The organism is Sphingomonas aurea, assembly GCF_030678875.1.
Classification (GTDB): domain Bacteria; phylum Pseudomonadota; class Alphaproteobacteria; order Sphingomonadales; family Sphingomonadaceae; genus Sphingomonas; species Sphingomonas aurea.
Window position 1 is genome coordinate 725,574 of the sequence record NZ_JAUUDS010000001.1, and the last position, 23,997, is coordinate 749,570.

Below are 23,997 nucleotides of genomic sequence, written 5' to 3' on the forward strand. Positions count from 1 at the left end.
GTATCTCCTTGCATCGCGGATCTAGGGTGAAGGGTCGCCTGGCTCAACACGCGGGGAATCAGCTTTGCTCCGCGGCGGGATAGCGGGGCTTGTGACGGGCGATATCTTCGGCAGTCAGCGTCACCAGCCGCGGCCCGGCGGTGTAGAGCAGCGCCGCCTCGATGGGCCGATCCGGGAAGATGACGGCCAGTGCGGCGGCATAGCCGGCCATCTGGCGCAGGTGATAGTCGGGCGGCACGTCCGGCACGCGCCGCCCGGTCTTGAAGTCGACGACGCGGATCGTTTCGCCGATCAGCAGCCGGTCGACCTTGCCGGCGATCACGGTGCCGTCCGCCAGCGTGGCGGCGATCGGCGCCTCGGCCAGCGCGTCGGGGCCGAACAGGGCGGCGTGCGCCGGGTCCTCGATGACGGAGAGCGCAGCGGCGGCGATCCGCGCCCGCTCGCCGGCATCGTCGACACCGCCGGCCACACGCAGCCACCGCTCCGCCGCCGCTGCCCGCTCCGCCGGCGCGACCGGCGGCAGGCGCTCGAACAGCGCGTGGAGCAAGCGCCCGCGTTCGGCCGCCGCACGCATCGCCGCATCGGGCGGCGGATCGGCAACCAGATCGTCGCCCAGCGCGGACGGCGCAAGCGGGCGGCTGGGCCGCGACTCCTGCGGCGCCGGTCGCCGGACCCAGTCCGGCAGGGGCAGCAGGATCGCTTGCTCCTTGAGCGGCGCCGCGCGCGGTCGCGCGACCGGCGCGCCGTCCTCGTAATGGCGGACGCCCTCTCCTGCCGGCACGCCGAGCGCGGACATCGCCCGGTCAGCGGCGGCGTACCAGCTGGCGGCGGGCGGCACCCCGCGGGCGCGCGGCCCGAGCGCACCGGCGATCACCAGCCGCTCCTCCGCCCGCGTTGCCGCGACGTAGAACAGGCGCCAATGCTCCTCCAGCTCGCGCGCCTCGGCTTCGGACTTGACCCGGTCGAGCGGCCCGCCGCGTTCGCCGCTGCGCGGAGCGAACACCGGGATCTTGGCCCCCCCCTCCTCCGGCGCCCAGCGCAGGACCGACCGGGGACTGAGCGTCGGATCGACCGTGGCGTCGGCGAGGATGACGAGCGGCGCCTGCAAACCCTTAGCGCCGTGCGCCGTCATCACCCGCACCGCATCGAGTGGCGCCGACGGATCGCGTACGATCTCGACGTCGCCGCGATCGAACCAGTCGAGGAAGCGCTGCAGCGACGGGGTCGTGCCGCTCTCGAAGGCCAGTGCGGCGCCGAGCAACTCGTCGATCGGATCGCGCGCCTCCGCCCCCAATCGCTCCAGCAGACGGCGACGCCCGTCGAGCGATCCCGACAGCATGTCCTCGAGGAACTGATAGGGCGTGGTGAAGTCCGCCCGCGCCAGGAGCGTGCGCAGCGGCGCCAGCCGCTCGGGCGGCTGCGTCTCGCCCAGATGCCGCCACAGGCTACCGCCCTTCCGGGGAGCGGCGTGCATCAGCTCGTCCTGCGTCCAGCCGATCAGCGGCGACACCAGCAGGCTGGCGAGCGACAGATCGTCTTCCGGTTGCAGCACGAAACGGATCGCCGCCAGCAGGTCCTGCACCGCCAGCGGCGCGTTCAGCCGCAGCCGGTCGACGCCTGCGACCGGCACCTGCTCCGCATAGAGCCGCGCGACCAGCAGCGAGGCGAGATCGCCGCGCCGCTTGACCAGGATCATCACGTCCTCCGGTCGCAGCGTTCGCCCGCGCGCGCCCAGCATCAGCGGTTCGTCGTACAGCCATCGCCGGACCTGCCGCGCGATGTCGCCGGCCAGCCGGCGGGTCGAATCGGTGATCCAGCCCTCCTCCTCGTCCTCCGCACCGCCGGCGGTGATCGGTGGCCACAGCGTGACGCTGCCTGGCCCCGGCACCTCGCTGGCATGGGTCTCGATCGCGCCGATCGCGCCCAGGCCGGGCTCCGGCACCGCCGCGACCGCCTCGTCGACGAAGCGCAGGATCGGCCGGGTCGAGCGGAAACTGTGGGTCAGCGACAGGCGGCGGAACGGCAGGCCGCGGTCCTGCTCGGGCCAGTCCTCGTCGCCCTCGGCGACCCGCGCCTTGCCGTGGAACCGCCCCTCCGCCCAGGCGAAGTTGAGCGGGCTGGTACCCTGGAACCCGAAGATCGCCTGTTTCCAGTCGCCCACCGTGAACAGCGTACGCGTGCCGGGCGCGTGGATGCCGCGCCCGACGAAGAACTCGTCGGCCAGCGCATCGACGATCCGCCATTGGTCGAGATTGGTGTCCTGCGCCTCGTCGATCAGGACATGCTCGGTCGCGCGGTCCAGCTTGAAGCGCACCCACTCGCCGACGCCCGGCTGGCCGAGCAGGTCGACCGTCAGGCGGATCAGGTCGTCGAAGTCGACCCCGCCGATGCGCCGCTTGGCCAGCGCATAGCCCCGGGCATAGTCGCGCCCGACCTCCAGTGCCGCGGCGAGCAGGTCGGCATAGGCGATGCGCGCGACGGTCGAGAGGATGTCGCCACACTGCGTACCGAGCAGCATGGCGATCTCGGCATAGTCCGGTTCCGCCGCGAGCAGCTTGGCAGCGGGCTTGCGCGGCTCGCCCTTGGTGGTGAAGACGACGGCGTGGATGTCGCCGAGCGTCGTCGCCTGGGTTTCCGCCGATCCGCCCAGCCACTGGGCTAGCGCGTCCGCGTGCTTCGTGCCGGTTGCCGTGCCCCAGCCGCGATTGGCGGCGAGCAGCCGCTCGATATCGGCCCGGTCGATCGCCGCGCAGCCTTCGGCCATCACCTCGGCGGCATCGCCCGCGGGCAGGTCGAGCGCGCGGCGCAGCCAGGGCTGGATGCCGCTCGGCAGCGCATCGAGCGCCGGCAGCGCCTTGGCACAGGCGTGCAGGAACGCCTCTGCCCCGCCCTCGCCCAGCCGCAGCGACAGGGCGCCGATCGTCTCGACCGGACGCGCACGGCCCTCGCGCTCGGCATCCGACAGCATCGTCGCCAGCGCCTCACGCGCCAGCACCGCCTCCTCGCGCGCCTCCAGCGGACGAAAACCGGGGGCGAGCCCCGCCTCGACCGGGAAAGCGGCAAGCAGCGACTGGCAGAAGCCGTGGATCGTCTGGATGCGCAAACCACCACCCGGCGCGTCGAGCACCTTGGCGAACAGCGTCCGTGCCACGGCACGCTGCGCCGGCGTACCGCCCTCGCCCAGCGCATGGAGGTCGGCGGCAAGTGCGGTGTCGGGCATCCGCACCCACGCCGCCAGCCGGGCATTGACCCGCTGCGCCATCTCCGCCGCGCCCGCCTTGGTGAAAGTCAGGCATAGGATCGCCGACGGATCGGTGCCGCGCAGGAGCAGCCGGAACACCCGCGCGGCCAGGACCTGCGTCTTGCCCGTCCCGGCGCTTGCCGACAGCCAGACGTGCGCGTCCGGGTCGCTGGCACTGCGCTGCTCGCCCTTCAGCGGCGGCAGGGCGCGCAGTTCACCGGTCACGGCCATACCATTCGTCGCGGCGCATCAGCTGGTCGTATTCGGCATAGGGGGCGTATTCGGGCACCAGCTTGGCGACGAACGGCTCGGTCCCGGTCAGCCAGCGGCCGGCGACCTCGGCGAAATTGTGGGCGGCGATGGCGGTGAAGCGGTCGGTGACGATGCGGTCGCGCTTGCCCTCCGGATCGCAGGGGCTGTCGAGGAAGCCGATGCCGTCGCGTCCGCGCGCCAGCGACCAATATTCGAACGCGCCGGCGGTACCGCGCACCCCCTCGAACCCGCCGCGCTCGGCGATCAGGCCGAGCAGGCCGAGTTGCAGGCTGAACCCCTCGCGTACCGCGGCGACGGAGGGGGGCTTGCCGGTCTTGTAGTCGATGACGCCCAGCGCGCCGTCAGTCAGCCGGTCGATCCGGTCATAGCGGCCCGACAGGGTGACGCCGGCGACCAGGATCTCGCCGCGCCCCTCGGCGGACAGGACGCTGCGCCCGCCCGCCGCCTGTTCGGCGATCGTCGCGGCGATCCAGTCGATCGCCTCCCTCAGCCGTGGCTGCCACAGCGCCCGGAGCAGCGGATGGACCTCGGCCGCGGCCAGCATCCGCGTGGCGCGGTCGTGGAGCGTGCCGGGCGCGCACGCGTCCTCCTTCCACCACGCCTCCAGGATCGCGTGGACGGCGGTGCCGCGCCACGCCGCGGTCGGATCGGCGTCAACCGGATCGAGCGGCGACAGCCCGAGCACGCGGCGCGCGTAGAAAGCATAGGGATCGGCCTTCAGCCGGTCGACCTCGGTCACCGAGATCGCGCGCGGACGCAGTTCGGGCGGCGGCACCGGTGCGGGCCGCTCGGCGGGCCGGTGCTCGGTCGCGGCGTCGAGCCGGCGCGACCAGTCCTCCAGCGCGAGATCCCGCTCGAACCGGTCGCCCGCCATCGCCTGCAATCGCAGCCACAGGCGCGAGGCGAGCGCGGGCGCGCTGGCGTCGCGGCGCGCACGGGTGACCAGCACGCGCGGCGCACCCAGCCCCTGCGCGAAATCATGCGCGGCGATGCCGATGCGCCGTTCCAGTCCGGTCAGCCCCAGGGCGGAGCGGATGCGCGGGGCCAGCCATGGGTCGGGGGCCGGCGTGCCGGGCCATGTCCCCTCGTTCAGCCCGGCCAGGACCATCAGGTCCGCCGACTGCAACCGCGCCTCGATCAGGCCATAGATCGCGAGCCGGGGATGGCCGAGGCCGGGCGGCCCGCGGACCGACACCTCCTCCAGCAAGGTGCGCAGCAGCGCGGGCAGCTCGCGCGGGTCGACCAGTGCGGGGCCGGCAGGCGCCTCCGCTTCCAGCGCCTCGATGAACTCGGCGGCGGCGCGGCCGTTGGGGCCGGCCCACAGCGCATCGCCGCACAGCGCCACCGCCGCGTCGCGCAGGCAAGCGATCATGCCGGCGAGCGGCTGGGGGCCGTTATCGAAGGTGCGGCCGACCGGGTCGAGCAGCGGCCGGACCTGCTCCGCCCAGAACGCGGCGGCGCGGGGCTTCAACGCAGCGGCGATGCCGTCCAGCCCCGCCGACGGGCGCGGCCCGCGCAGGTTGCGATCGATCGTGCGGACGCCATCCAGCCAGGTCAGCCGCGCCTCTCCGCCACGCACCAGCGGATGCTTGAGTAGTGCGAGCAGCGCCAGTGGCGCGAACCGCTGCGCCGCAGCCTCGGCCAGCGCGAGCAGCAGCGTTCCCGGCGGGAGCAGCGCAAGCGGCTGGCCGGCGGTGTCCACCGCCTCGATGTTCCACCGGCGGCAGTGCGCCGCGACGCGTCGGGCGAGCGCGCGATCGGGCGTCACCAGCGCGGCAGTCTCTCCCGCTACCTCCAGTGCGCCGCGCAGCGCCAGCGCGATGGCCTGCGCCTCTTCGGCCGGGGTGGCGAGTTCGATCGCGGTCACCCCCGACAGGCGTCGGTCTGCGGCAGCGAGGTCGGTCCATTTGCCCGTGAAATCCGCAGGAGCCAGCGCATTGGCGATGGCGCGACCGCGTGCCGCATCGGCGTCCGCCCCCTCGCCGCCGCCGCGCCAGCGCGTCACTTCGTCCCGGCCTACACCCATCCGGTCGAGCAACAGCTTCAGGTGAAACTGCGGGTGCGTTTCGATCGGGCGCTTTCGCCCCTCGGGATCGGGATCAAGTGCGTCCCACTCGTCCCGAGGCATGTCGAGGTCGAGCCCGGCGAAGACCACGCGCCCCGCCGGCATCTGCGCGACGCAGCGGAGCAGCCGTGCGATGGCCGGCGCCGGATCGGTGATGCCGGCCGCACAGACGAAGCCCGGCGGGGGCGCGTCCTGCCAGCGACGGCGCAGCTGATCGAGCAGCAGCGAGCGCCGCGCCGCCGCATCGATCCGCCCCAGCCGAGCCAGCTCCGCCGGCCATCGGTCGAGGACCAGCGAGAAGATCGACAGCGCGCGCTGCCAATGCTCGGTCAGCTCGGGGCCGAGGTCGAGGTCCATCAGACGTGCGGGCGCCACCTCCTCGACCAGCAGCTGGTCGAGCGTGCGGGCGAGGTCGCCGGCCAGCCGCACCGCTTCGGATGCGGGGACGGCGTGCCCTCCGCGCTGGCGCTCCTCGGCCACCAGCCGTGCCAGGATCATCCGCCGCGCATAGGGCGCGACCGCGGGCGGCGGCGGATCGGGCGCGTCGGCGGCATCGATCGCGGCGCCTACTGCCTCGCCCAGATCGGGATCGCCGAGCGGTACGAGCCGCGGCAGGATCAGCCCGCCGCCGCTCGCCCGCACGAACGCGTCGGTGACGGCGCGAACCGCGCGGTTGTTGGGCAGCAGCACCAGGCCCCGCGCCAGTGCCGCCTGGTCGCGCCCGCGCATCAGCCCGGCCACCAGCGCGTCGGCGAAGGCGCGGTGCGCCGGGATGGTGTGGAGCCGGGGACGGCTCGCGTCAGCCATCCAGCAGCATCGCCTCTGTCCGGGTCACCGCGGTCGGCGTCCCGATCTCGAACCACAGGCCCTGATGCACCTGGGCATAGGCGCGCTCGGCGGCGATCGCCCGGTCCCAGAACAGGTTGGTCGAGAAAGGCCCCTCGGGCGCATCGACGATGATCCGCGGATCGAGGATCTGCACGCCGGTATAGGCGAAGGGCGCGACCGTACCTGGACGGCGCCGCCCGACGATCCGCCCGTCGGGACCGAGCCGGAAATCGCCCATTCCGCCCAGATTATTGGCGCGCGCGAAGGGCACGACCAGCAGCAGCACGTCCATCGTCGCCGCATCCCAGCGCGACGCGAGCAGCTTGATCGCATCGACCGGTCCATCGATCCACAGGCTGTCGCCGTTTACGACCAGCACCGGATCGTCGCCGAGCAGCGGCCGCGCCTTGGTCAGCCCGCCCCCGGTTTCCAGCAGCCGGTCGCGCTCGTCGGAGACGATCACCTCCATGTCCGGATAGCGGCGGCGCAGATGCGCCTCCAGGCTGTCGGCGAGATAATGGACATTGACCACCACCCGCTCGATCCCGACCGCGCGCAGCCGGTCGAAGACATGATCGATCAGCGGCTTGCCCGCGACCTCGACCAGCGGCTTGGGGCGCGAGATGGTCAGCGGCCGCATCCGCTTGCCGAGCCCCGCCGCCATCACCATCGCGGTGCGCGGTACTGCGCAACGTGGGTCGGGGCGCAGGAACAGTTGGCGGGTCATGCAGGCCGTCCTTCAGCGATCGCCAGCGGATCGCCGCGCAGCGCGGCGGGCACGTTGGCGTCGAACCAGCGTGCGACCGGCGCCAGCGCCGGCTGGGCGAGATCGCGCTCGAGATAGCGCCAGACGCGCGGACACAGCGTGGGGTACCGCGGCTTCCCGTCGCGCCGCCACAGCCGGGTGAAGATGCCGACGATCTTCGCGTTCCGCTGCGCGCCAAGGACGTGATAGGCGGCCATGAAAGCGCCCCCCTCTCCCGTCGCGGTACGGTATCGCTCCAGCATCGCCGCCTCCAGCGCGGGGTCGACGTCACGCCGCGCATCCTGCAGGAGCGAGACGAGGTCATAGGCGGGATGCCCGGCCAGCGCGTCCTGGAAGTCGAGCAATCCCAGCCGCCGCTCCGGACCGACGAGCATCAGGTTCTCGGCATGATAGTCGCGCAGCACCGTTACCGGTTCGCTGGCGAGCGCATGGTCGAACACGGCGTCCCAGGCGGCGCGATAGCCGTCCAGGTCGGGCACGATGCCGACGGCCGGGCAGTACCACTCCACGAACAGCCCCGCCTCGCGGTGCAGCACCGCCCGATCATAGGGTGCGACCGCCGCAGCAGGCCGCTTCGCCAGATCGACCAGCAGGTCGACCGCACGCGCGTAGAGCGCGTCCTCCTCGTCGGCGCCGGCGTCCACCGTCTCGCGGAAACGGACGTCACCAAGGTCGGTCAGCAGCACCAGACCCTGCCCCTCGTCCAGCCCGATGATCTCGGGCGCGAGGAAGCCAGCGTCCGCCAGCCAGCGCGCCATCGCGACGAAGGGACGCGTATCCTCCTCGGGCGGCGGCGCATCCATCAGCACCGCGGTGCGCCCACCGTCGACGATCCTGAAATAGCGGCGGAACGACGCGTCGCCGGCCAGCGGCAGCACCGTTGCGCTACCCCAGCCTACCGCCTCGAGAAATGCGCCCGCCCCCGCCGGCAAAGTCATATCGGCCATCGATCCGTCCATGCCGCGGGTACCGTCGCTGTCAAGCATCGTGCGCCGTCCGGCATCATCGCCAGGGTCAGCGCCAGCGCATTCGGCCAATACCCCGAACCCGCGCGCTCGGGCCACTCGACCAGCAGCACGCCGTCCGCGCGCTGATCCTCCAGCCCCAGTTCCTCGACCTCGTCCGGATCATCGAGGCGGTACAGGTCGACGTGCAGCACCGGCAGGTCGACCTCGGGCGGGGCATAAGGCTGGACGATCGCGAAACTGGGGCTCGGCGCCTCGCCCGCCAGGCCCAGCGCGGCGAGCAGGCCACGCGCGATGCTGGTCTTGCCGGCACCGAGTGGCCCGGCCAGCGTCACCACGTCGCCCGCCCGCACGCGCCCCGCCATCCGCGCGCCGAACGCCGCCGTCTCGTCCGCATCCGCCAGCCGGATCATCGGCGCGGCAGATCGACGGTGACGAGCGTTCCCTGCCCCGGCTCCGACACCAGCCCGATCGTGCCGCCATGCGCCTCAACGAACTGGCGCGCGAGCGGCAGGCCGGTACCAAGCGCCCGCTCGCCGCCCGGCTGGCCCTGCGGCGCGGCGAACCGATCGAAGGCGCGGGCGGCGCTTTCCTGGTCCAACCCGGGGCCGTCGTCCGACACGATGATCCGCGCCCGCGTGGCAGTGCCATCCGCGTGGAGCAGCAGCCGGCCGGAGGGGGGCAGCGAGGCCAGCGCATTACGCAGCAGATGCTCGATCACCTCGCGCAGCCGCCGAGCGTCGCCCTGCACCCGCCCGGCGGAGCGGGCGAGTTCGACCGCGAAGTCGATGCGGTGGCGGCGGATCGCCGGCTGCACCGCCGACGCCGCCTCGCGCGCGACCATCGCCAGATCGACATCGGTGCGCTCCAGCCCCTCGCCGCCCTGGGTCAGGTCGAGCACGTCGTCGATCAGCAGGCCGAGCCGCTCGACCGAATCGAGGATCGCCTCGACATAGCTCTGCGCCTGTTCGGGCAGGTCGCCGGCATAGCCGCCATGCAGCATCTCGGCGAAACCACCGATCGAGGTCAGCGGCGTCTTCAGCTCATAGCTCATGTTCGCGACGAACTGCGTCTTCAGCTTGTCGGCGTCCTCCAGCGCGTCGGCGCGCTCGCGCAGAGCCTGTTCGGCGCGGCGGCTATCGGTGATGTCGAGCATCGTGAACAGCGCGTTTCCGTCCGGCAGCGGCACCGCCGCGAATTCGAAATGGCGCCCGTCGTTCAGCGCGACGCGCCCGCCGCGCTGCTGTCGCTCCATCGTCGCGGCACGGACCAGGTCGGGGATCAGCGCGGCGCGGTTCGGCGTCACCAGCTTGCCCGCGATCTCGGCCGCGAAGGTGTCGACGCGCGGGTGCCCGGCCAGGAACGTCTCGTCGACGCCCCACACCGCGCGGAACCGGTTGTTCCAGAGTTGCAGCCGGCCGTCGGCAGCGAAGACGCCCAATGCCTCGAACAGATTGTCGAACGTTGCGGTACGCACCCGGAGCAGCGTGTCGCGCGCGCTCGCCAACTGCACCTGCTCGGTCCGATCCTCGAAGATCAGCAGCAGCCCGCCGTCAGGCAATGACTGGGCGACGACGCGCAGGTGCGTGCCGCCGGGCAGGTGCCAGCTTTCCTCGGTCGCGCCTTCCGCGCCCACGAACCAGTTGCGTCGCTCGGCCTTCCAGCCGGGAAAGTCGCGAACCTCGGGCAGGCGGTTGGACTCGCGCATCCGTTCCAGCACGCGGTCGAACTCCATGCCCTCGGCCAGCCATTCGGGACGGATCGCGAACAGGCGGCTGAACGGCTGGTTGCTGAAGACGAGCGTGCGATCGGCGCCGAACTGCGCGACGCCCGCCGACAGGCGGTCGAGCATACCGCGCTGGGCCTCGGCGAAGCGCTTGGCGCCGCTCCGCGCCTGCTCCAGATCCTCGATATCGACGGCGAAGCCGGCGACGCTGCCGGTCGACAGCGGCACGTCGATGACGCGCAGCATGCGGCGCGATCCGCTGATCGTGGCGGGCAGCACCTGCTCGATCGGCTGGCCCTTCTCGCGCGCGGCCATCGCACCGGTCAGCGGCCCGCCCCGCTCGAACCCGTCGATCAGCTCCAGTCCCCGCGCGACAACCTCGGACGCGTCGCGCCCGTCGACCGCGTCGACATAGGCGGCGTTGACCATCATCAGTTTCAGGTCGTGCCCGCGATACCACATCGGCAGCGGCGCCGCCTCGATCAGCCCGGTCAGCGCGTCATAGGCGTCGCCCAGCCGCGCCACTTCCCCGGCGAGCCGGTCCCGCTCGTCGCTGCTGTCGGTTACGTCGAATACCCAGATGACCACGGCGCTGCGCGGCTCGTCGATGCCGCGCGTTCCGCACATCATCAGCGCGCGCGACGACCCCTGCGGACGCACCACCCGGTTGAAGCCCCGGCCGGCGCGGTGCGCGGTATCGACGTCGTGGCCGATCAGCGCGGCATCGTCCGCGCGCAACCCGGTGTCGCCGTTCGTCAGACCGCCGATCGTCGCAGCGGGTTCGGACAGGCCGAACCAGTCGGCGAGCATGTCGGGCATTTCCAGCCGCCCGTCGCCCCGCGCCAGCATCGCAGCTGCCGGGCTGGTCCGCAGCAGCGCGTGGAGCCGCGCATTGTCGCGCGCCGTCGCGACCGCCTCACCCCGCGCGCGCAGCCCGACGAACAGTGCCACCACGCCGAGCAGTACCAGCACCAGCAGGACAGCGCCGACCGCGATGGTCGCGCCCGTTCCCAGCACCGTCACGGCGCCACCATCAGCAGGATTCTCGAAAGGGTCGGGCAGCGTTCATCCGCCATCCCTAACGCACCTCTTCCCACGCAAAAAGGCCCGGCGCGACGGCCGGGCCTTTCATTGGTCGAATGGGGCGAACCCGCCCGCCGATCAGTAGCGATAGTGATCGGGCTTGAAGGGACCGGCGACCGGCACGCCGATATAGTCGGCCTGCTTCTGGGTCAGCTGCGACAGCTTCACGCCCAGCTTCTCCAGGTGCAGCGCCGCGACCTTCTCGTCCAGGTGCTTGGGCAGGACATAGACCTGGTTCTGGTACTGGTCCGCCTTGGTCCACAGCTCGATCTGCGCCAGCGTCTGGTTGGTGAACGACGCCGACATCACGAACGACGGATGGCCGGTCGCGCAGCCCAGGTTCACCAGACGGCCCTTGGCCAGCACGATGATCTGCTTGCCGTCCGGGAATTCGACCAGGTCGGTGCCGGGCTTCACCTCGGTCCACTTGTAGTTCGACAGGGCAGCGATCTGGATCTCGCTGTCGAAATGGCCGATATTGCAGACGATCGACATCGGCTTCATCGCCTTCATGTGATCGGCGGTGATGACGTCGGCGTTGCCGGTCGCGGTCACGAAGATGTCGGCGCGCTTAACCGCCTCGTCCATCGTCACCACCTCGAAACCCTCCATCGCCGCCTGCAGCGCGCAGATCGGGTCGATCTCGGTCACGACGACGCGGGCGCCGCCGTTGCGCAGCGACTGGGCCGAGCCCTTGCCGACGTCACCGAACCCGGCGACCGCGGCGACCTTGCCCGCCAGCATCACGTCGGTGGCACGGCGGATCGCGTCGACCAGCGACTCCTTGCAGCCGTAGAGGTTGTCGAACTTCGACTTGGTCACCGAGTCGTTCACATTGATCGCCGGAAAGGGCAGCTCGCCCTTCTTGGCGATCTCGTACAGGCGATGGACACCGGTGGTCGTCTCTTCCGACACACCCTTCAGGTTGTTCACCGTCTCGGTCAGGTAGCCCGGATACTTGGCGATGAACGCCTTGACCGAGCGCTGGAACTCGACCTCTTCCTCATTCTCCGGCTCGGCAAAGGTCGCGCCGGCTTCCAGCTTCGCGCCCCACAGCGCGAACATGGTTGCGTCGCCGCCATCGTCGAGGATGATGTTGGCGGTCGTCCCATCGGTGTCGGCACCCCAGTTGAAGATGTCGCCGACATAGTCCCAATACTCGGCCAGCGTCTCGCCCTTCACGGCGAAGACCGGGATGCCGGCGGCGGCGATCGCGGCGGCGGCGTGGTCCTGGGTCGAGAAGATGTTGCAGGTCGCCCAGCGCACGTCGGCGCCGAGCGCGACCAGCGTCTCGATCAGCACCGCGGTCTGGATCGTCATGTGGAGCGAGCCGGTGATGCGCGCGCCCTTCAACGGCTGCGCCGCGCCGAACTCCTCGCGCAGCGCCATCAGGCCGGGCATCTCGGTCTCGGCGATGCGGATCTCGGCGCGGCCGAAATCGGCGAGACCGATGTCCTTGATAACATAATCGGTGTTCTGGACGGCAACGGCGGTGGCCACGACGGGTCTCCCGAAAGGTTTGGCGTAGGTGATGGCGATCCGCCTAGCCGCTGGCGCGGCGCGGATCAAATATAAAGATATCTTTATATGTGGTCAGGCGGTGCCCGACCCAGCGACCAGCAGCCGGGGATCGATCCCCGCCGCCTCATAGGCGCGGCTCCAGCGATCGGTCACGTCGGTGTCCCACAGCAGCGCGGTGTCGCCGGCCACCGTCAGCCAGCCTGGCGTCGCCAGTTCGCCCTCCAGCTGCCCGCCGGACCAGCCGGCATAACCGAGCGCCACTATCCAGCGCCTGGGGCCGTCGCCCGCGGCGATGGCGCGCAGCACGTCGACGGTCCCCGACAATGCCCAGCGTCCGGCGACGTCGATCGTGTCCTGTCCCGACCAGTCGAGGCTGTGGACGACGAAGCCGCGCCGCATCTCCACCGGCCCGCCGAAATGGACCGGCGCATCGGGCGCAATACCGGGCTCGATCTCGAACTGCTCGAGCAGCGTGTGGAAGCCGATCCCGCCGATCGTCGCGCCCAGCCCGATGCCGATCGCCCCCTGCTCGTCATGCGCGCACATCGCGATCACCGCATGGGCGAAGCGCGGGTCACCCATGCCGGGCATGGCGAGGAGGAACTGACCGGTGAGGAACGGAATTGGCGACACGCCCCGGAACATAGGGTCGCTCTGCCACCATCGCCATGGCCTAAAACGGCCACTTGAACCGGCGCCGTGACCGGGCGAGAGGGAGCGCGACCAACAGGAGACTGCAACATGACGATCAGTGTCGGCGACCGCATTCCATCCTCTACCCTCGTGAAGGTGACCCCGGACGGCCCGGACCAGGTCGACACCGCCAGCTATTTCGCCGGCCGCACGGTCGCGCTGTTCGCGGTGCCGGGCGCCTACACGCCGACCTGTTCCGCCAAGCATCTGCCCGGCTTCGTCGCACAGGCCGACGCGCTGAAGGCGAAGGGGGTCGACGAGATCGCCTGCACCGCGGTCAACGACGCCTTCGTGCTCGACGCCTGGAGCAAGAGCAGCGGCGCGGACGGCGTGACGATGCTCGCCGACGGCAATGGCGACTTCGCCAAGGCGCTGGGACTGACCATGGACGGATCGAAATTCGGCATGGGCACCCGCAGCCAGCGCTACGCGATGCTGGTCGAGGACGGCGTGGTGAAGCAGCTGCACGTCGAGGCCCCCGGCGAGTTCAAGGTCAGCACCGCGGAAAACCTGCTGGCCGGTCTGTAAAGCAGAACCGCCCCCTTCTTCTCCCCTCCCTGAACAAGGGAGGGGAGGTTCAACACCCCTGTCTTGCCAGCGTCATCCGCCCCGCGTAACCCTGTGCGATGACAACCGCATCCGATATCGTCGCCGAACTCGACCGTCTCTACACCGCCTCGGTCAGCCGTCTGCAGGCGGCGCTGAACGCCTATCTTGCCGACGGCACCACCCCCGATGCCGAGGCGCGCAAGGGCGGCGCCTTCGCATATCCCGAGATCCATCTCCGCTTCTCCGGCGAGCCCGGCCGACCCGCGCCGATCCGCTCGTTCGGACGGCTGGTGTCGCCCGGCGAGTACCGGATCAGCGTGACCAAGCCCGCGATCTTCGCCGACTATCTGGTCGAGCAACTCGACCTGCTGATCGAGGATTACGACGTCACCGTCGCGGCGGTGCCGGGACGGCAGGAGATCCCCTTCCCCTATGTCCTCGACCCCGGCCACGCGCTCAGCCTGGATCAGGTATCGGCGGCGGAACTGGCGCGGTGGTTCCCGGCGACCGAACTTGCCTTCATCGGCGACGAGATCGCCGACGGGCTGTGGATCACCGCCGACGGTACCCGTCCGCTCGCGCTGTTCGACGGCCTGCGCACCGATTTCAGCCTCGCGCGCCTGCGGCATTACATGGGCACGCCGGCCGAGCATGTGCAGCGCTTCGTCCTGTTCACCAACTATCACCGGTATGTCGACGAGTTCGTTCGCTGGGCGGCATCGCAGCTGGGCGACGGCGGGCGCTTCACCGCGCTGTCGGGGGCGGGCAACGTCATGATCCGCTCGGCCGAGGACGTCGATCAGATCGTCAACGACAGTGCTTGGCGGCGGCACCAGATGCCGGCCTATCACCTGATGGCCGAGGATGGGACCGGCATCACGCTGGTGAATATCGGCGTCGGCCCCTCCAACGCCAAGACGATCTGCGACCATCTGGCGGTGCTGCGGCCCGAGGCATGGCTGATGATCGGCCATTGCGGGGGCCTGCGCCCCTCGCAGCGGATCGGCGATTACGTGCTCGCCCATGCCTATCTGCGCGACGACCATGTGCTCGACGACGTGCTGCCGCCCGAAATCCCGGTGCCGGCGATCGCCGAGGTTCAGGTGGCGCTCGCCCGCGCGGCCGAGATCGTGTCGGGCCAGACCGGCGACGAGCTGAAGCGCCGGCTGCGCACCGGCACGATCGTGACGACCGACGATCGCAACTGGGAACTCCGCTACTCGAAATCGGCGCTGCGCTTCTCGCTCAGCCGCGCGGTCGGGATCGACATGGAGTCGGCGACGATCGCTGCGCAGGGCTATCGCTTCCGTGTCCCCTACGGCACATTGCTCTGCGTCTCGGACAAGCCGCTCCACGGCGAGCTGAAACTGCCGGGGCAGGCCAACCGCTTCTACGAGCGCGCGATCAGCGAGCATATGCGGATCGGCATCGAGGCGTGCGAGCAGCTGCGCCTGGAGGGGGAGGCGCTGCACAGCCGCAAGCTGCGCGCCTTCAACGAGCCGCCATTCCGCTGAGTCGCAACCAACCCGCCATGGTCGCGTTACGCCCCCGGAACCAATTAGCACTTTCGAGGGAGCCGATCATGGCCGAGGACGACACGCCGAAGACCGACACGCCCGCCGCCACGCCGCGTCGCCGCCGTAGCACCACGCCGGCCAAGGCAGCCGCTGCCAAGCGCACGCCGCGTGCCAAGGCGAGCAGCGACGAGGCGACGACGACGAAGGCGAAGTCCGCCGCCAAGACGCCCCCCAAGCCGCGCACCACCAAGCGCACCGCCGCAAGCAAGACCGCGGCCCCGCGCACGACGGCGGCGCGGACCAAGGCCGCGGCGAAGACCGCGACCGACAAGGTCGGTGGCAAGTGGGGCGCGGCGGCCATCGCCGGCGGCATCGCCGCGGCCGGAGCGGCCGCCGCTGCCTTGTTCTCGCTGCGCGGCTCGACCGCCAAGCCCGGCGACCCGGCCGAGCCAGCCGCCAAGGCGCATCAGCCGGACGGCACGGACTCGAGCAAGTCGTTCGAGGCGAAGATCGCCGACGAGAATAGCATCCCGGGCTGATCCGCCCGTCCACGTCGGGCTGATCCCGGAATGACGAGGGGCCGGAGATGACTCTCCGGCCCCTCGTTCTTACCAGCCCTGCGGCTTGCCCTTGTTCTGCTGGTCGAGCCACGCCTTCAGCGGCGCGAAATAGGCGATCATCGCCTTGCCCGACATCTCGCGGCTGCCGGTGAACGCCTGGAGCGCATCGGGCCAGGGCTTGGACTGGCCCATCTCCAGCATCGCGTTCAGGCGACGGCCGACCTCCTTGTTGTCGTAGAAGGAGCAGCGGTGGAGCGGCCCCTTCCAGCCCGCCTGCCGGCACGCCGCCTGGTAGAACTGGAATTGCAGCACCCGCGCCAGGAAATAGCGTGTATACGGCACGCCCGCCGGCACATGATATTTGGCGCCGGGGTCGAACTTCGTCTCGTCGCGCGCGACCGGCGGCTTCACACCCTGATATTGCAGGCGCAGCGCGTCCCAGCCGGCCTGATAGTTGCCCGGTGCGATCTGGCCGGAGAAGACCTGCCAGCGCCACTTGTCGATCAGCAGGCCGAACGGCAGGAAAGCGACCTTGTCCATCGCCTGACGCAGTAGCAGGCCGATGTCCTTGTCGGCGCCCGGCACCTTGCTCTTGTCGAGCAGGCCGATGTCGACGAGGTAGCTGGGCGTGATCGACAGTGCGATCGTGTCGCCGATCGCCTCGTGGAAACCGTCGTTCGCGCCGTTCTTGTAGAGGAAAGGCTGCGCCTTGTAGGCGCGCTGATAGTAATTGTGCCCCAGCTCGTGATGGATGGTGGTGAAGTCGTCGCCGTTCACCTTGGTGCACATCTTGATGCGGATATCATCCGCATTGTCGATGTCCCAGGCCGATGCGTGGCAGATCACCTCGCGATCGGCGGGCTTCACGATCTGCGAGCGCTGCCAGAAGGTCTGCGGCAGCGGTGCGAAGCCGAGCGAGGAGTAGAACGTCTCACCCTGCTTCACCATCCGCACCGGGTCATAGCTTTTGGCGGTCAGCAGCTCGCCCACGTCGTAACCCAGGTCGCCCGCCCCGGCCGGCGCGACCAGATCATAGATGTTGCCCCATTCCTGCGCCCACATATTGCCGAGCAGGTCGGCACGGATCGGCCCGGTCTTGGACTGGACGGCGTCGCCATATTTCTCGTTCAGCTTCCAGCGAACATAGGTGTGCAGCGCCAGATAGAGCGGCTTCACCTCGTTCCAGATCGTGTCGGTCAGCTGGGCGAACTGCGCGGGCGGCATGTCGTAGCCCGATCGCCACATCGCACCGGTGTCGGCATAGCCAAGGCCCTTGCCCCCCTCGTTCGCCAGCACGCTCATCTGGCGATAGTCGACACGCATCGGCGCACCGACATTATCGTGCCAGCTCGTCCACATCTCCTGCAGCTTGGCGGGATCGCGGGTCGTGCCCATCGCCGCCTCGATGTCCGAGCCGTTGATCGGCTTGCCGTCGAGCGTGCCGCGGCCCTTGCCGTACATCGACGACATCTTGGTGGTCAGCGTCGCCAGCTGGTCCGCCGCGCCGGGCCGGTCCGCCGCCGGCAGGACGATGCCGCCGCGCAGCAGGTCGAGCTTGCGCCTGGTGTCGAAGGACAGCCCCGGCAGGCTCGCGAAGCGCGCGGCCCCATTGGCCAGCTTCACCTGCAATTCGGTCACGCGGGCATTGTCGGCGGCGGCGAGCGCGTCGGTATCGTCGGTGATGTAGGTCGCGTTGACCCAGTTGATCTGGTTGTTGGGCGGCGAGACGGTGGCCAGCTGCTTCTCGGCATCGGCGACGAACTCGTCGGCCTCGGTGACGGTCGGCGTGGCGCCCGTCTGCTGCGCGGGAGAGGCGCCTGCGACGGCGAGCGCGCCGGCCAGCGCGGCGATGGAAATGGCGGTGCGGATCATGCGGTCCTCTATCCTGTGATTAGGTCAGGAATGCACACCCGAAGCCGGCGCGGTCAAGCGGTGAGGAAGTCCGCGATCGCCTGGCCGAGTTCAGGCTTCACCACCGAACTCATATGACCGCCGGGGATCTCGACGTAGCGCCCGTCCGGCAGCGCGGCGGCGAGGTCGGGTGCAGAGCCGTTGTCCTGATCCTCGATCCCCGCGACGACCAGCACCGGCTGCCGGATGGCGCGGACCTGCTCGATCGACGTGTCGACGAAGGTGTCGAGGATATGGCCGAGCGCGACCGGATCGCCGCCGGTCGTCTTCAGGAACGCCGCAGCCAGCCATTCCGGGCTGCCGCGCGGATGCCCGTCGAGATCGCCGAGGATGTTGCGGAAGTGATCGACGCGGCGACCGGTGTCGGTCAGCCCGTCCAGCCCCATGCCAGCGAACACCACGCGCCGCGGCTCCGCGCCGGTCGCCATCATCCGTGACGCCGTACGGGCGCCGAGCGAATAGCCGCCCAGATCATAGTCCGTCAGCCCGAGATGCTCGACCAGCGCGTGGCCGTCGCGGGTCAGCGCGTCGCGCGGATAGGCGGCGGGATCGTGCGGCCGGTCGCTGCTGCCATGGGCGCGCAGGTCCGGCATGATGACGCGAAAACCCTCTGCGGCGATCGCGGCGGCATGGCCGTAGCGGAGCCAGTTCGTCCAGGCGTCGGAAAAATAGCCGTGGATCAGAACGACCGGTCGCCCCTCCCCGACCTCGCGCCAGGCAAGCCGGGTGCCGTCGAACGAAGTGAAATGGTGCGGGTCGGGAGCGTGGGTCATGGGAGCACCCTGTAGCGACTTGCAAGACCTAAGCGAAGCGTAGAGCCGTTCCAAGAACGTCATCCCGGCGCAGGCCGGGATCTTCCCGTGGTGACCACTACGATCTGCCACGGGAAGGCCCCAGCCTGCGCTGGGGCGACGAAAGCTAGGCGAATTGCTTCACGCCGCCTGCGTCACCGGCGCTGCCTGACGCACGCCCTCATCGACGTGATCCGCGAACTGCGCGAAATTCTCGACGAACAGGTCGACCAGCTTTGCCGCCGTCGCGTCATAAGCCGCCTTGTCCGCCCAGGTCGCGCGCGGATCCAGGATCGCGGAGTCGACGCCGGGTACGCTCACCGGTACCTTGAAGCCGAAATTGGGATCGGTGCGGAACTCGGCGCCGTTCAGCGAGCCATCGAGCGCGGCGTTGAGCAGCGCGCGGGTCGCCTTGATCGGCATGCGCTGGCCAGTGCCGTATTTGCCGCCGGTCCAGCCGGTATTGACCAGCCAGCAGTCCACCCCGCCCTTCGCGATCCGCTCCTTCAGCAGGTTGCCATAGACCGAGGGATGACGCGGCATGAACGGCGCGCCGAAACACGTGGAGAAGGTCGCGTCGGGCTCGGTCACGCCGATCTCGGTGCCGGCGACCCGCGCGGTGTAGCCGGACAGGAAATGGTACATCGCCTGATCCGGCGTCAGCTTGGCGATCGGCGGCAGCACACCGTACGCGTCGGCGGTCAGCATCACGATGTTCTTCGGCACCGGCCCCATATTCTCGGCCGAGGCATTGGGGATGAAGTCGATCGGATAGGCGCCGCGGCTGTTCTCGGCCAGGCTGTTGTCGTCCAGGTCGAGCTGGCGGGTGACGGGGTCCATCACGACATTCTCGAGCACGGTGCCGAACCGCTTCGTCGTCGCGAAGATCTCCGGCTCGGCATCGGCCGACAGGCGGATCATCTTGGCGTAGCAGCCGCCCTCGAAATTGAAGACCGCCGTATCGGACCAGCCATGCTCGTCGTCGCCGATCAGCGTGCGGGCGGGATCGGCCGACAGCGTCGTCTTGCCGGTGCCCGACAGGCCGAAGAACACCGCCGTGTCGCCGTTCGGACCCATATTCGCCGAGCAGTGCATCGGCATGACGCCGGTCGTCGGCAGCAGATAGTTGAGGATGCCGAACACCGACTTCTTCATCTCGCCGGCATAGGCGGTGCCGCCGATCAGGATCAGCTTGTCGGTCAGGTTGACGGCGATCACCGTCTCGCTGCGGCAGCCGTGGCGCGCGGGATCGGCGCGGAAGCTGGGCAGGTCGATGATCGTATAGTCGGGACGAAAGCCGCGCAGCTCATGCTCTTCCGGGCGGACCAGCATCGTACGGATGAACAGGTTGTGCCAGGCCAGCTCGGTGATGACGCGCACCGACACGCGGTGCTCGGCCTGCGAACCGCCATACAGGTCCTGGACGAACAGGTCTTCCTTGTCACCCAGCGCCTTCAGGAAATCGGCCTTCAGCGCGGCGAAGTGATCGGGCGTCATCGCCTTGTTCGACTTGCCCCACCAGATCGTGTCCCGGGTCTCGTCCGTCTCGACGATGAACTTGTCCTGCGCGGAGCGGCCGGTGTGCTGGCCGGTCTCTACCACCAGCGGTCCGTCGGCGGACAGCTTGCCCTCGCCGCGTGCCACCGCCGTCTCGGTCAGGCGGGCAGTCACCATGTTCCAGTGGAGGTCGGCGCGGGTCTCGATACCCTGTGCCTGAAGGCCCATTTCCGGAATGCGTTCGATCATCGATATTCCCCAGTCCAAGACGTGCGATCTGTCCGCCGCATACGTATGCGCCTAGGCGGCGATTGCAGTTCGGTCAATCGTGCGGAGCAGCCAATATGGTTGAGCCGGTCCCTGTATTGGACTAGGCGAGCGGCATGACGGCCACGATCGCTCTGGTCGACGACGACCGCAACATCCTGACCTCGGTGTCGATCGCCTTGCAGGCCGAGGGGTTCCTGACGCGCGTCTATTCGGACGGCGAGGCGGCGCTGAAGGCGCTGGCCGACAACCCGCCCGACCTCGCGATCTTCGACGTGAAGATGCCGCGCATGGATGGGCTGGAGCTGCTGCGCCGCCTGCGGGAGAAGCAGGGCACGCCGGTGATCTTCCTGACCTCGAAGGACGACGAACTGGACGAGGCGCTGGGCCTGGCGATGGGCGCCGACGACTATATCACCAAGCCCTTCTCGCAGCGGCTGCTGATCGCCCGCATCCGCGCGATCCTGCGCCGGGCAGAGCCGCAGCAGGCGACCGGCACCGGCGACCAGGCGAGCAGCGCGGCGCTGGAGCGCGGGCGGCTGGTGATGGACCCCGCGCGCCACCGCACCAGCTGGAACGGCGCGGCGGTGACGCTGACGGTCACCGAATTCCTGATCCTGGAGACGCTGGCGCAGCGGCCCGGCGTGGTAAAGACCCGCAACCAGCTGATGGATGCCGCGTATCAGGACGACATCTACGTCGACGATCGCACCATCGACAGCCACATCAAGCGCGTCCGTCGCAAGTTCCGCGAGGTCGATCCCGAGTTCGACGCGATCGAGACATTATATGGGGCGGGCTATCGTTTTTCTGACGAGTGACGCCGGCGCCGACGGCGTGGGCGAGGGCCGCGACCTGGCGCTGCGCTGGTCGGGGCGCGTATCGCTCACCGTGCGGATCCTCGCAGTCAACATCATCGCGCTGCTGTTGCTGGCGGGCGGCTTCTTCTACCTCGATTCCTACCGGTCGCGGATCGTCGACAACCGGGTGGTCCAGGCGACACGGGAGGCGCGGCTGATCGCCGAGGCGCTGGGCGCGGTGGAGGGCGACCGGGAGCCGCTCCTCCGCAAATTGGCCGCCGACACCGGTGCGCGTATCCGCCTGCTGTCCGCGGAGGGTCGGATCGTGCGCGACAGCCGCGGGATCGGCGTGCAGAACTTCGTCCTACGCGATCCCGATCGCGAGGGTCTGGACCAGCGCGCGGCGCGCTTTCTCGACGGGGCGATCGACACCATCGTCGGCGCCGCCCGCCCGCCCCTCTATCGCGACCGCACCGACCCGGCAGACTGGCCGGAGGTGCGCGCCGCACGCCAGCACGGTGCCGTCGCCGCCACCGTCTGGCGCGCGCCCGACCGCACCCCGATCATCACCGCCGCCGCCGGGATGGCCGATGGATCGACGGTGCTGACCGCGATCAACGCGCGCACCATCACCAAGACCGTCCGCATCGAGCGGTTTCGGCTCAGCGTCGTGCTGATGGGCGTCACGCTCATCTCCGTCCTCCTCTCGCTGTTCCTCGCGCGGACCATCGTCCGCCCGCTGCGCCGGCTGGCGCGCGCGGCGGTGCGGGTGCGGCTGGGCCGCGCGCGCGAGGTGGTGGTGCCGCGCCTGCCCTCCCGCCGCGACGAGCTGGGCATGCTGGCCCGCGCGCTGTCGGACATGAGCCTGGCGCTGCGCGCGCGGATCGACGCGACCGAGGCGTTCGCCGCCGACGTGACGCACGAGCTGAAGAACCCCCTCGCCTCGCTTCGCTCGGCGGTCGACGGGCTCGGGCGGGTACAGGACCCGGCCTTGCAGGCCCAGCTGCTCGGCATCGTGCAGGACGACGTGCATCGGCTCGACCGCCTTATCACCGACATTTCGGAGGCGTCGCGCCTCGACGCGCAGCTCAGCCGCGCCGAGTTCGAGCCGGTCGACCTGTCGGCGATGCTCGCCGGCCTGATCGCGCAGCGCGAGGCCCGCGGGGTCGAGCGCGGCGTGCGGTTCGACTTCACGGCCAACGGCCGCACGCCGCTGATCGTGCTCGGTGAAGGTGCGCGGCTCGAGCGGGTTTTCGAAAACCTGCTCGACAACGCCCGGTCCTTCTCGCCCGATCACGGCCTGGTATCGGTGACGGGCCGGGTCGAGGACGAGGATCTGGTGATCGCGGTGGAGGACGAGGGCCCAGGGGTTCCCGAAGGATCGCGAGAGGCGATCTTCCGCCGCTTCCAGTCGATCCGGCCCGAGACGGAGGCGTTCGGCCGCCACTCGGGTCTGGGCCTCGCCATTGCACGCACGATCGTGGAGGGACATGGCGGCGCCGTCGCGGCGGAATCGCGGCTCGATGGCCGATCGGGTGCGCGCTTCGTCGTCCGCCTGCCCGCCGCCGCCGTTGCACTACCCGAGGACAAGTGATGCCGCGCCTCCACGCCACCACGATCGCGATCGACGGACAGGGCGTGCTGATCGAGGGGCCATCAGGTGCCGGTAAGTCCGACTTGGCCCTGCGCCTGATCGACCGCGGCGCCCAGTTGGTCAGCGACGATTATACCGAGGTGCAGCGGTCGGGCGATGCGCTGGTCGCGACGGCGCCGGCCACGATCATGGGGCGGATGGAGGTTCGCGGGATAGGTATCGTCGACATGCTCGGCGCCGGGCCGACACCGGTGGCGCTGATCGTCGAATTGTCCGGCGAGGTGCCGCGCCTGCCCGAGCCGCGGTATCGCGATATCGATGGCGTAACCATTGCCGCGGTAACACTGGACGCCTTCACCGCCAGCGCGCCGATCAAGGTCGAGCTGGCGCTGCGCAGGGGATTGCCGGCATGAGCGATATGCAGGACGTGCTGCTTGTCACCGGCCTGTCGGGCGCGGGCAAGTCGACCGTCCTCCGGACGCTGGAGGACATGGGCTGGGAGGTCGTCGACAACCTGCCCCTTTCGCTGCTCGAGCGGCTGCTCGACGCGCCGCTGCCGCCGAGTGACGCGGGCGAGCGGCGGCCCCTGGCGCTGGGCCTGGGTGCCCGCACCCGCGACTTCGATCCGGAGCGGATCGTCGCGCGCATTGGCGGGCTGGCCGAGGCACGCGGCCTGCGGCTCGGCACCCTGTTCCTCGATTGCGCCGGCACCGAGCTGGAGCGGCGTTATGCCGAGACGCGGCGGCGGCATCCGCTGGCGCTCGACCGGCCGGCACACGACGGCATCGCCCGCGAGCGCGAATTGCTGCGCCCCTTGCGCGAATTCGCCAACCGGCTGCTCGACACGACCGACCTGTCCGCCAACGCGCTGGCGCAGCAGGTCCGCGTCGATTTCGGCGCGGTGACCGGCGCGGACCGGCCGGTCTTGACCATCACCTCGTTCGGCTTCGCGCGCGGACTGCCGCGCGGGGCCGACCTGGTGTTCGACATGCGTTTCCTGCGCAACCCGCACTGGGTGCCGGCGCTGAAGCCCGGCACCGGGCTCGATCCGGACGTCGCCGCCTATGTCGCGGCCGACCCCGCCTATAAGCCTGCCGTGTCGCGGATCGAGGAGCTGATCGCGCTGTTGCTGCCACGCTACAGGGCGGAGGGAAAGTCGTACGTGTCGGTTGCGATCGGCTGTACCGGAGGGAGACACCGGTCGGTCCATGTCGCCGAACGGATCGCCGCCTTCTTGTGCGACGCGGGGTTTTCGCCCACAGTCCTGCATCGTGATTTGAAGGCCGCGCCGCAGGACTCGCTGGAAGGGTCGCCCGCGGCCGGCCACATTAGGTAGCGCATTCCGGTATG

General features: G+C 70.0%; 18 protein-coding genes. 7 read left to right on the top strand and 11 right to left on the bottom strand.

Going from position 1 to position 23,997, the window contains the following annotated elements; translation table 11 throughout:
- Positions 1-58 precede the first annotated feature (58 nt).
- The 8 genes from addA to Q5H91_RS03790 all read right to left on the bottom strand — a co-directional run bounded on the left by addA (position 59) and on the right by Q5H91_RS03790 (position 13,101).
- Positions 59-3,472 carry a double-strand break repair helicase AddA gene (gene addA, locus Q5H91_RS03755; protein ID WP_305171872.1) on the bottom strand — a complete coding sequence of 1,138 codons (3,414 nt, stop codon included), beginning with the start codon at positions 3,470-3,472 and terminating at the stop codon, positions 59-61.
- Positions 3,456-6,386 carry a double-strand break repair protein AddB gene (gene addB, locus Q5H91_RS03760; RefSeq protein ID WP_305171873.1) on the bottom strand — a complete coding sequence of 977 codons (2,931 nt, stop codon included), beginning with the start codon at positions 6,384-6,386 and terminating at the stop codon, positions 3,456-3,458. The genes addA and addB overlap by 17 nt, the downstream gene beginning before the upstream one ends.
- Positions 6,379-7,134 carry a nucleotidyltransferase family protein gene (locus Q5H91_RS03765; RefSeq protein ID WP_305171874.1) on the bottom strand — a complete coding sequence of 252 codons (756 nt, stop codon included), beginning with the start codon at positions 7,132-7,134 and terminating at the stop codon, positions 6,379-6,381. Before Q5H91_RS03765 ends, addB begins: the two co-directional genes overlap by 8 nt.
- Complete coding sequence (locus Q5H91_RS03770; RefSeq protein WP_305172381.1) at positions 7,131-8,111, bottom strand: aminoglycoside phosphotransferase family protein; 981 nt, start codon at positions 8,109-8,111, stop codon at positions 7,131-7,133. The genes Q5H91_RS03765 and Q5H91_RS03770 overlap by 4 nt, the downstream gene beginning before the upstream one ends.
- Positions 8,108-8,551 (bottom strand): tRNA (adenosine(37)-N6)-threonylcarbamoyltransferase complex ATPase subunit type 1 TsaE, encoded by a 444-nt coding sequence (gene tsaE / locus Q5H91_RS03775; RefSeq protein ID WP_305171875.1) that lies wholly within the window; start codon positions 8,549-8,551, stop codon positions 8,108-8,110. Before tsaE ends, Q5H91_RS03770 begins: the two co-directional genes overlap by 4 nt.
- Complete coding sequence (locus tag Q5H91_RS03780; protein ID WP_370655212.1) at positions 8,548-10,887, bottom strand: sensor histidine kinase; 2,340 nt, start codon at positions 10,885-10,887, stop codon at positions 8,548-8,550. The genes tsaE and Q5H91_RS03780 overlap by 4 nt, the downstream gene beginning before the upstream one ends.
- 138 nt (positions 10,888-11,025) lie before the next feature.
- Entirely contained in the window at positions 11,026-12,447 is a 1,422-nt protein-coding gene (gene ahcY, locus Q5H91_RS03785) for an adenosylhomocysteinase (RefSeq protein ID WP_305171876.1), read from the bottom strand.
- A gap of 93 nt (positions 12,448-12,540) precedes the next feature.
- The gene (locus Q5H91_RS03790; protein WP_370655213.1) at positions 12,541-13,101 is read right to left on the bottom strand and encodes a YqgE/AlgH family protein; all 561 of its coding nucleotides are present in this window, start codon (positions 13,099-13,101) and stop codon (positions 12,541-12,543) included.
- A gap of 108 nt (positions 13,102-13,209) precedes the next feature.
- On the opposite strand from Q5H91_RS03790, the gene Q5H91_RS03795 reads away from it, so the two are divergent.
- The 3 genes from Q5H91_RS03795 (at position 13,210) to Q5H91_RS03805 (ending at position 15,766) form a co-directional block, all read left to right on the top strand.
- Positions 13,210-13,689 (top strand): peroxiredoxin, encoded by a 480-nt coding sequence (locus tag Q5H91_RS03795; RefSeq protein ID WP_305171877.1) that lies wholly within the window; start codon positions 13,210-13,212, stop codon positions 13,687-13,689.
- A gap of 98 nt (positions 13,690-13,787) precedes the next feature.
- A complete protein-coding gene (locus tag Q5H91_RS03800; protein ID WP_305171878.1) occupies positions 13,788-15,224 on the top strand; it encodes an AMP nucleosidase in 1,437 nt (478 codons plus the stop codon).
- 68 nt (positions 15,225-15,292) lie between these two features.
- Complete coding sequence (locus tag Q5H91_RS03805) at positions 15,293-15,766, top strand: hypothetical protein (RefSeq protein ID WP_305171880.1); 474 nt, start codon at positions 15,293-15,295, stop codon at positions 15,764-15,766.
- A 69-nt stretch (positions 15,767-15,835) separates the two neighbouring features.
- On the opposite strand, the gene Q5H91_RS03810 is transcribed toward Q5H91_RS03805, so the two are convergent.
- The 3 genes from Q5H91_RS03810 to Q5H91_RS03820 form a co-directional block, all read right to left on the bottom strand.
- Entirely contained in the window at positions 15,836-17,659 is a 1,824-nt protein-coding gene (locus Q5H91_RS03810; RefSeq protein ID WP_305171881.1) for a M2 family metallopeptidase, read from the bottom strand.
- 53 nt (positions 17,660-17,712) lie between these two features.
- Positions 17,713-18,471, bottom strand: a complete 759-nt coding sequence (locus Q5H91_RS03815; protein ID WP_305171882.1) for an alpha/beta fold hydrolase — start codon at positions 18,469-18,471, stop codon at positions 17,713-17,715.
- A gap of 159 nt (positions 18,472-18,630) precedes the next feature.
- Positions 18,631-20,235, bottom strand: a complete 1,605-nt coding sequence (locus tag Q5H91_RS03820) for a phosphoenolpyruvate carboxykinase (protein WP_305171883.1) — start codon at positions 20,233-20,235, stop codon at positions 18,631-18,633.
- Between the two features lie 134 nt (positions 20,236-20,369).
- Between Q5H91_RS03820 and Q5H91_RS03825 the strand changes: the two genes are divergently transcribed.
- Genes Q5H91_RS03825 through rapZ form a run of 4 tightly spaced genes read left to right on the top strand, consistent with a single transcriptional unit; the run spans position 20,370 to position 23,983 of the window.
- Entirely contained in the window at positions 20,370-21,074 is a 705-nt protein-coding gene (locus Q5H91_RS03825) for a response regulator transcription factor (protein ID WP_305171884.1), read from the top strand.
- Positions 21,043-22,647 carry a sensor histidine kinase gene (locus tag Q5H91_RS03830; RefSeq protein ID WP_305171885.1) on the top strand — a complete coding sequence of 535 codons (1,605 nt, stop codon included), beginning with the start codon at positions 21,043-21,045 and terminating at the stop codon, positions 22,645-22,647. Before Q5H91_RS03825 ends, Q5H91_RS03830 begins: the two co-directional genes overlap by 32 nt.
- Complete coding sequence (locus tag Q5H91_RS03835; RefSeq protein WP_305171886.1) at positions 22,647-23,060, top strand: HPr kinase/phosphorylase; 414 nt, start codon at positions 22,647-22,649, stop codon at positions 23,058-23,060. Before Q5H91_RS03830 ends, Q5H91_RS03835 begins: the two co-directional genes overlap by 1 nt.
- Entirely contained in the window at positions 23,057-23,983 is a 927-nt protein-coding gene (rapZ, locus tag Q5H91_RS03840) for an RNase adapter RapZ (protein WP_305171887.1), read from the top strand. The genes Q5H91_RS03835 and rapZ overlap by 4 nt, the downstream gene beginning before the upstream one ends.
- The last annotated feature ends 14 nt before the right edge of the window (positions 23,984-23,997 follow it).

What these genes read in the sequence shown, in the direction of transcription:
- addB (WP_305171873.1), bottom strand. Translation starts at nt 6,386, where the DNA reads ATGGCTGACGCGAGCCGTCCCCGGCTCCACACCATCCCGGCGCACCGC.
- addA (WP_305171872.1), bottom strand. Translation starts at nt 3,472, where the DNA reads ATGGCCGTGACCGGTGAACTGCGCGCCCTGCCGCCGCTGAAGGGCGAG.
- Q5H91_RS03795 (WP_305171877.1), top strand. Translation starts at nt 13,210, where the DNA reads ATGACGATCAGTGTCGGCGACCGCATTCCATCCTCTACCCTCGTGAAG.
- Q5H91_RS03815 (WP_305171882.1), bottom strand. Translation starts at nt 18,471, where the DNA reads ATGACCCACGCTCCCGACCCGCACCATTTCACTTCGTTCGACGGCACC.
- Q5H91_RS03800 (WP_305171878.1), top strand. Translation starts at nt 13,788, where the DNA reads ATGACAACCGCATCCGATATCGTCGCCGAACTCGACCGTCTCTACACC.
- Q5H91_RS03830 (WP_305171885.1), top strand. Translation starts at nt 21,043, where the DNA reads ATGGGGCGGGCTATCGTTTTTCTGACGAGTGACGCCGGCGCCGACGGC.
- Q5H91_RS03835 (WP_305171886.1), top strand. Translation starts at nt 22,647, where the DNA reads ATGCCGCGCCTCCACGCCACCACGATCGCGATCGACGGACAGGGCGTG.
- Q5H91_RS03820 (WP_305171883.1), bottom strand. Translation starts at nt 20,235, where the DNA reads ATGATCGAACGCATTCCGGAAATGGGCCTTCAGGCACAGGGTATCGAG.
- Q5H91_RS03810 (WP_305171881.1), bottom strand. Translation starts at nt 17,659, where the DNA reads ATGATCCGCACCGCCATTTCCATCGCCGCGCTGGCCGGCGCGCTCGCC.
- tsaE (WP_305171875.1), bottom strand. Translation starts at nt 8,551, where the DNA reads ATGATCCGGCTGGCGGATGCGGACGAGACGGCGGCGTTCGGCGCGCGG.
- Q5H91_RS03770 (WP_305172381.1), bottom strand. Translation starts at nt 8,111, where the DNA reads ATGACTTTGCCGGCGGGGGCGGGCGCATTTCTCGAGGCGGTAGGCTGG.
- rapZ (WP_305171887.1), top strand. Translation starts at nt 23,057, where the DNA reads ATGAGCGATATGCAGGACGTGCTGCTTGTCACCGGCCTGTCGGGCGCG.
- Q5H91_RS03805 (WP_305171880.1), top strand. Translation starts at nt 15,293, where the DNA reads ATGGCCGAGGACGACACGCCGAAGACCGACACGCCCGCCGCCACGCCG.
- Q5H91_RS03825 (WP_305171884.1), top strand. Translation starts at nt 20,370, where the DNA reads ATGACGGCCACGATCGCTCTGGTCGACGACGACCGCAACATCCTGACC.
- Q5H91_RS03765 (WP_305171874.1), bottom strand. Translation starts at nt 7,134, where the DNA reads ATGACCCGCCAACTGTTCCTGCGCCCCGACCCACGTTGCGCAGTACCG.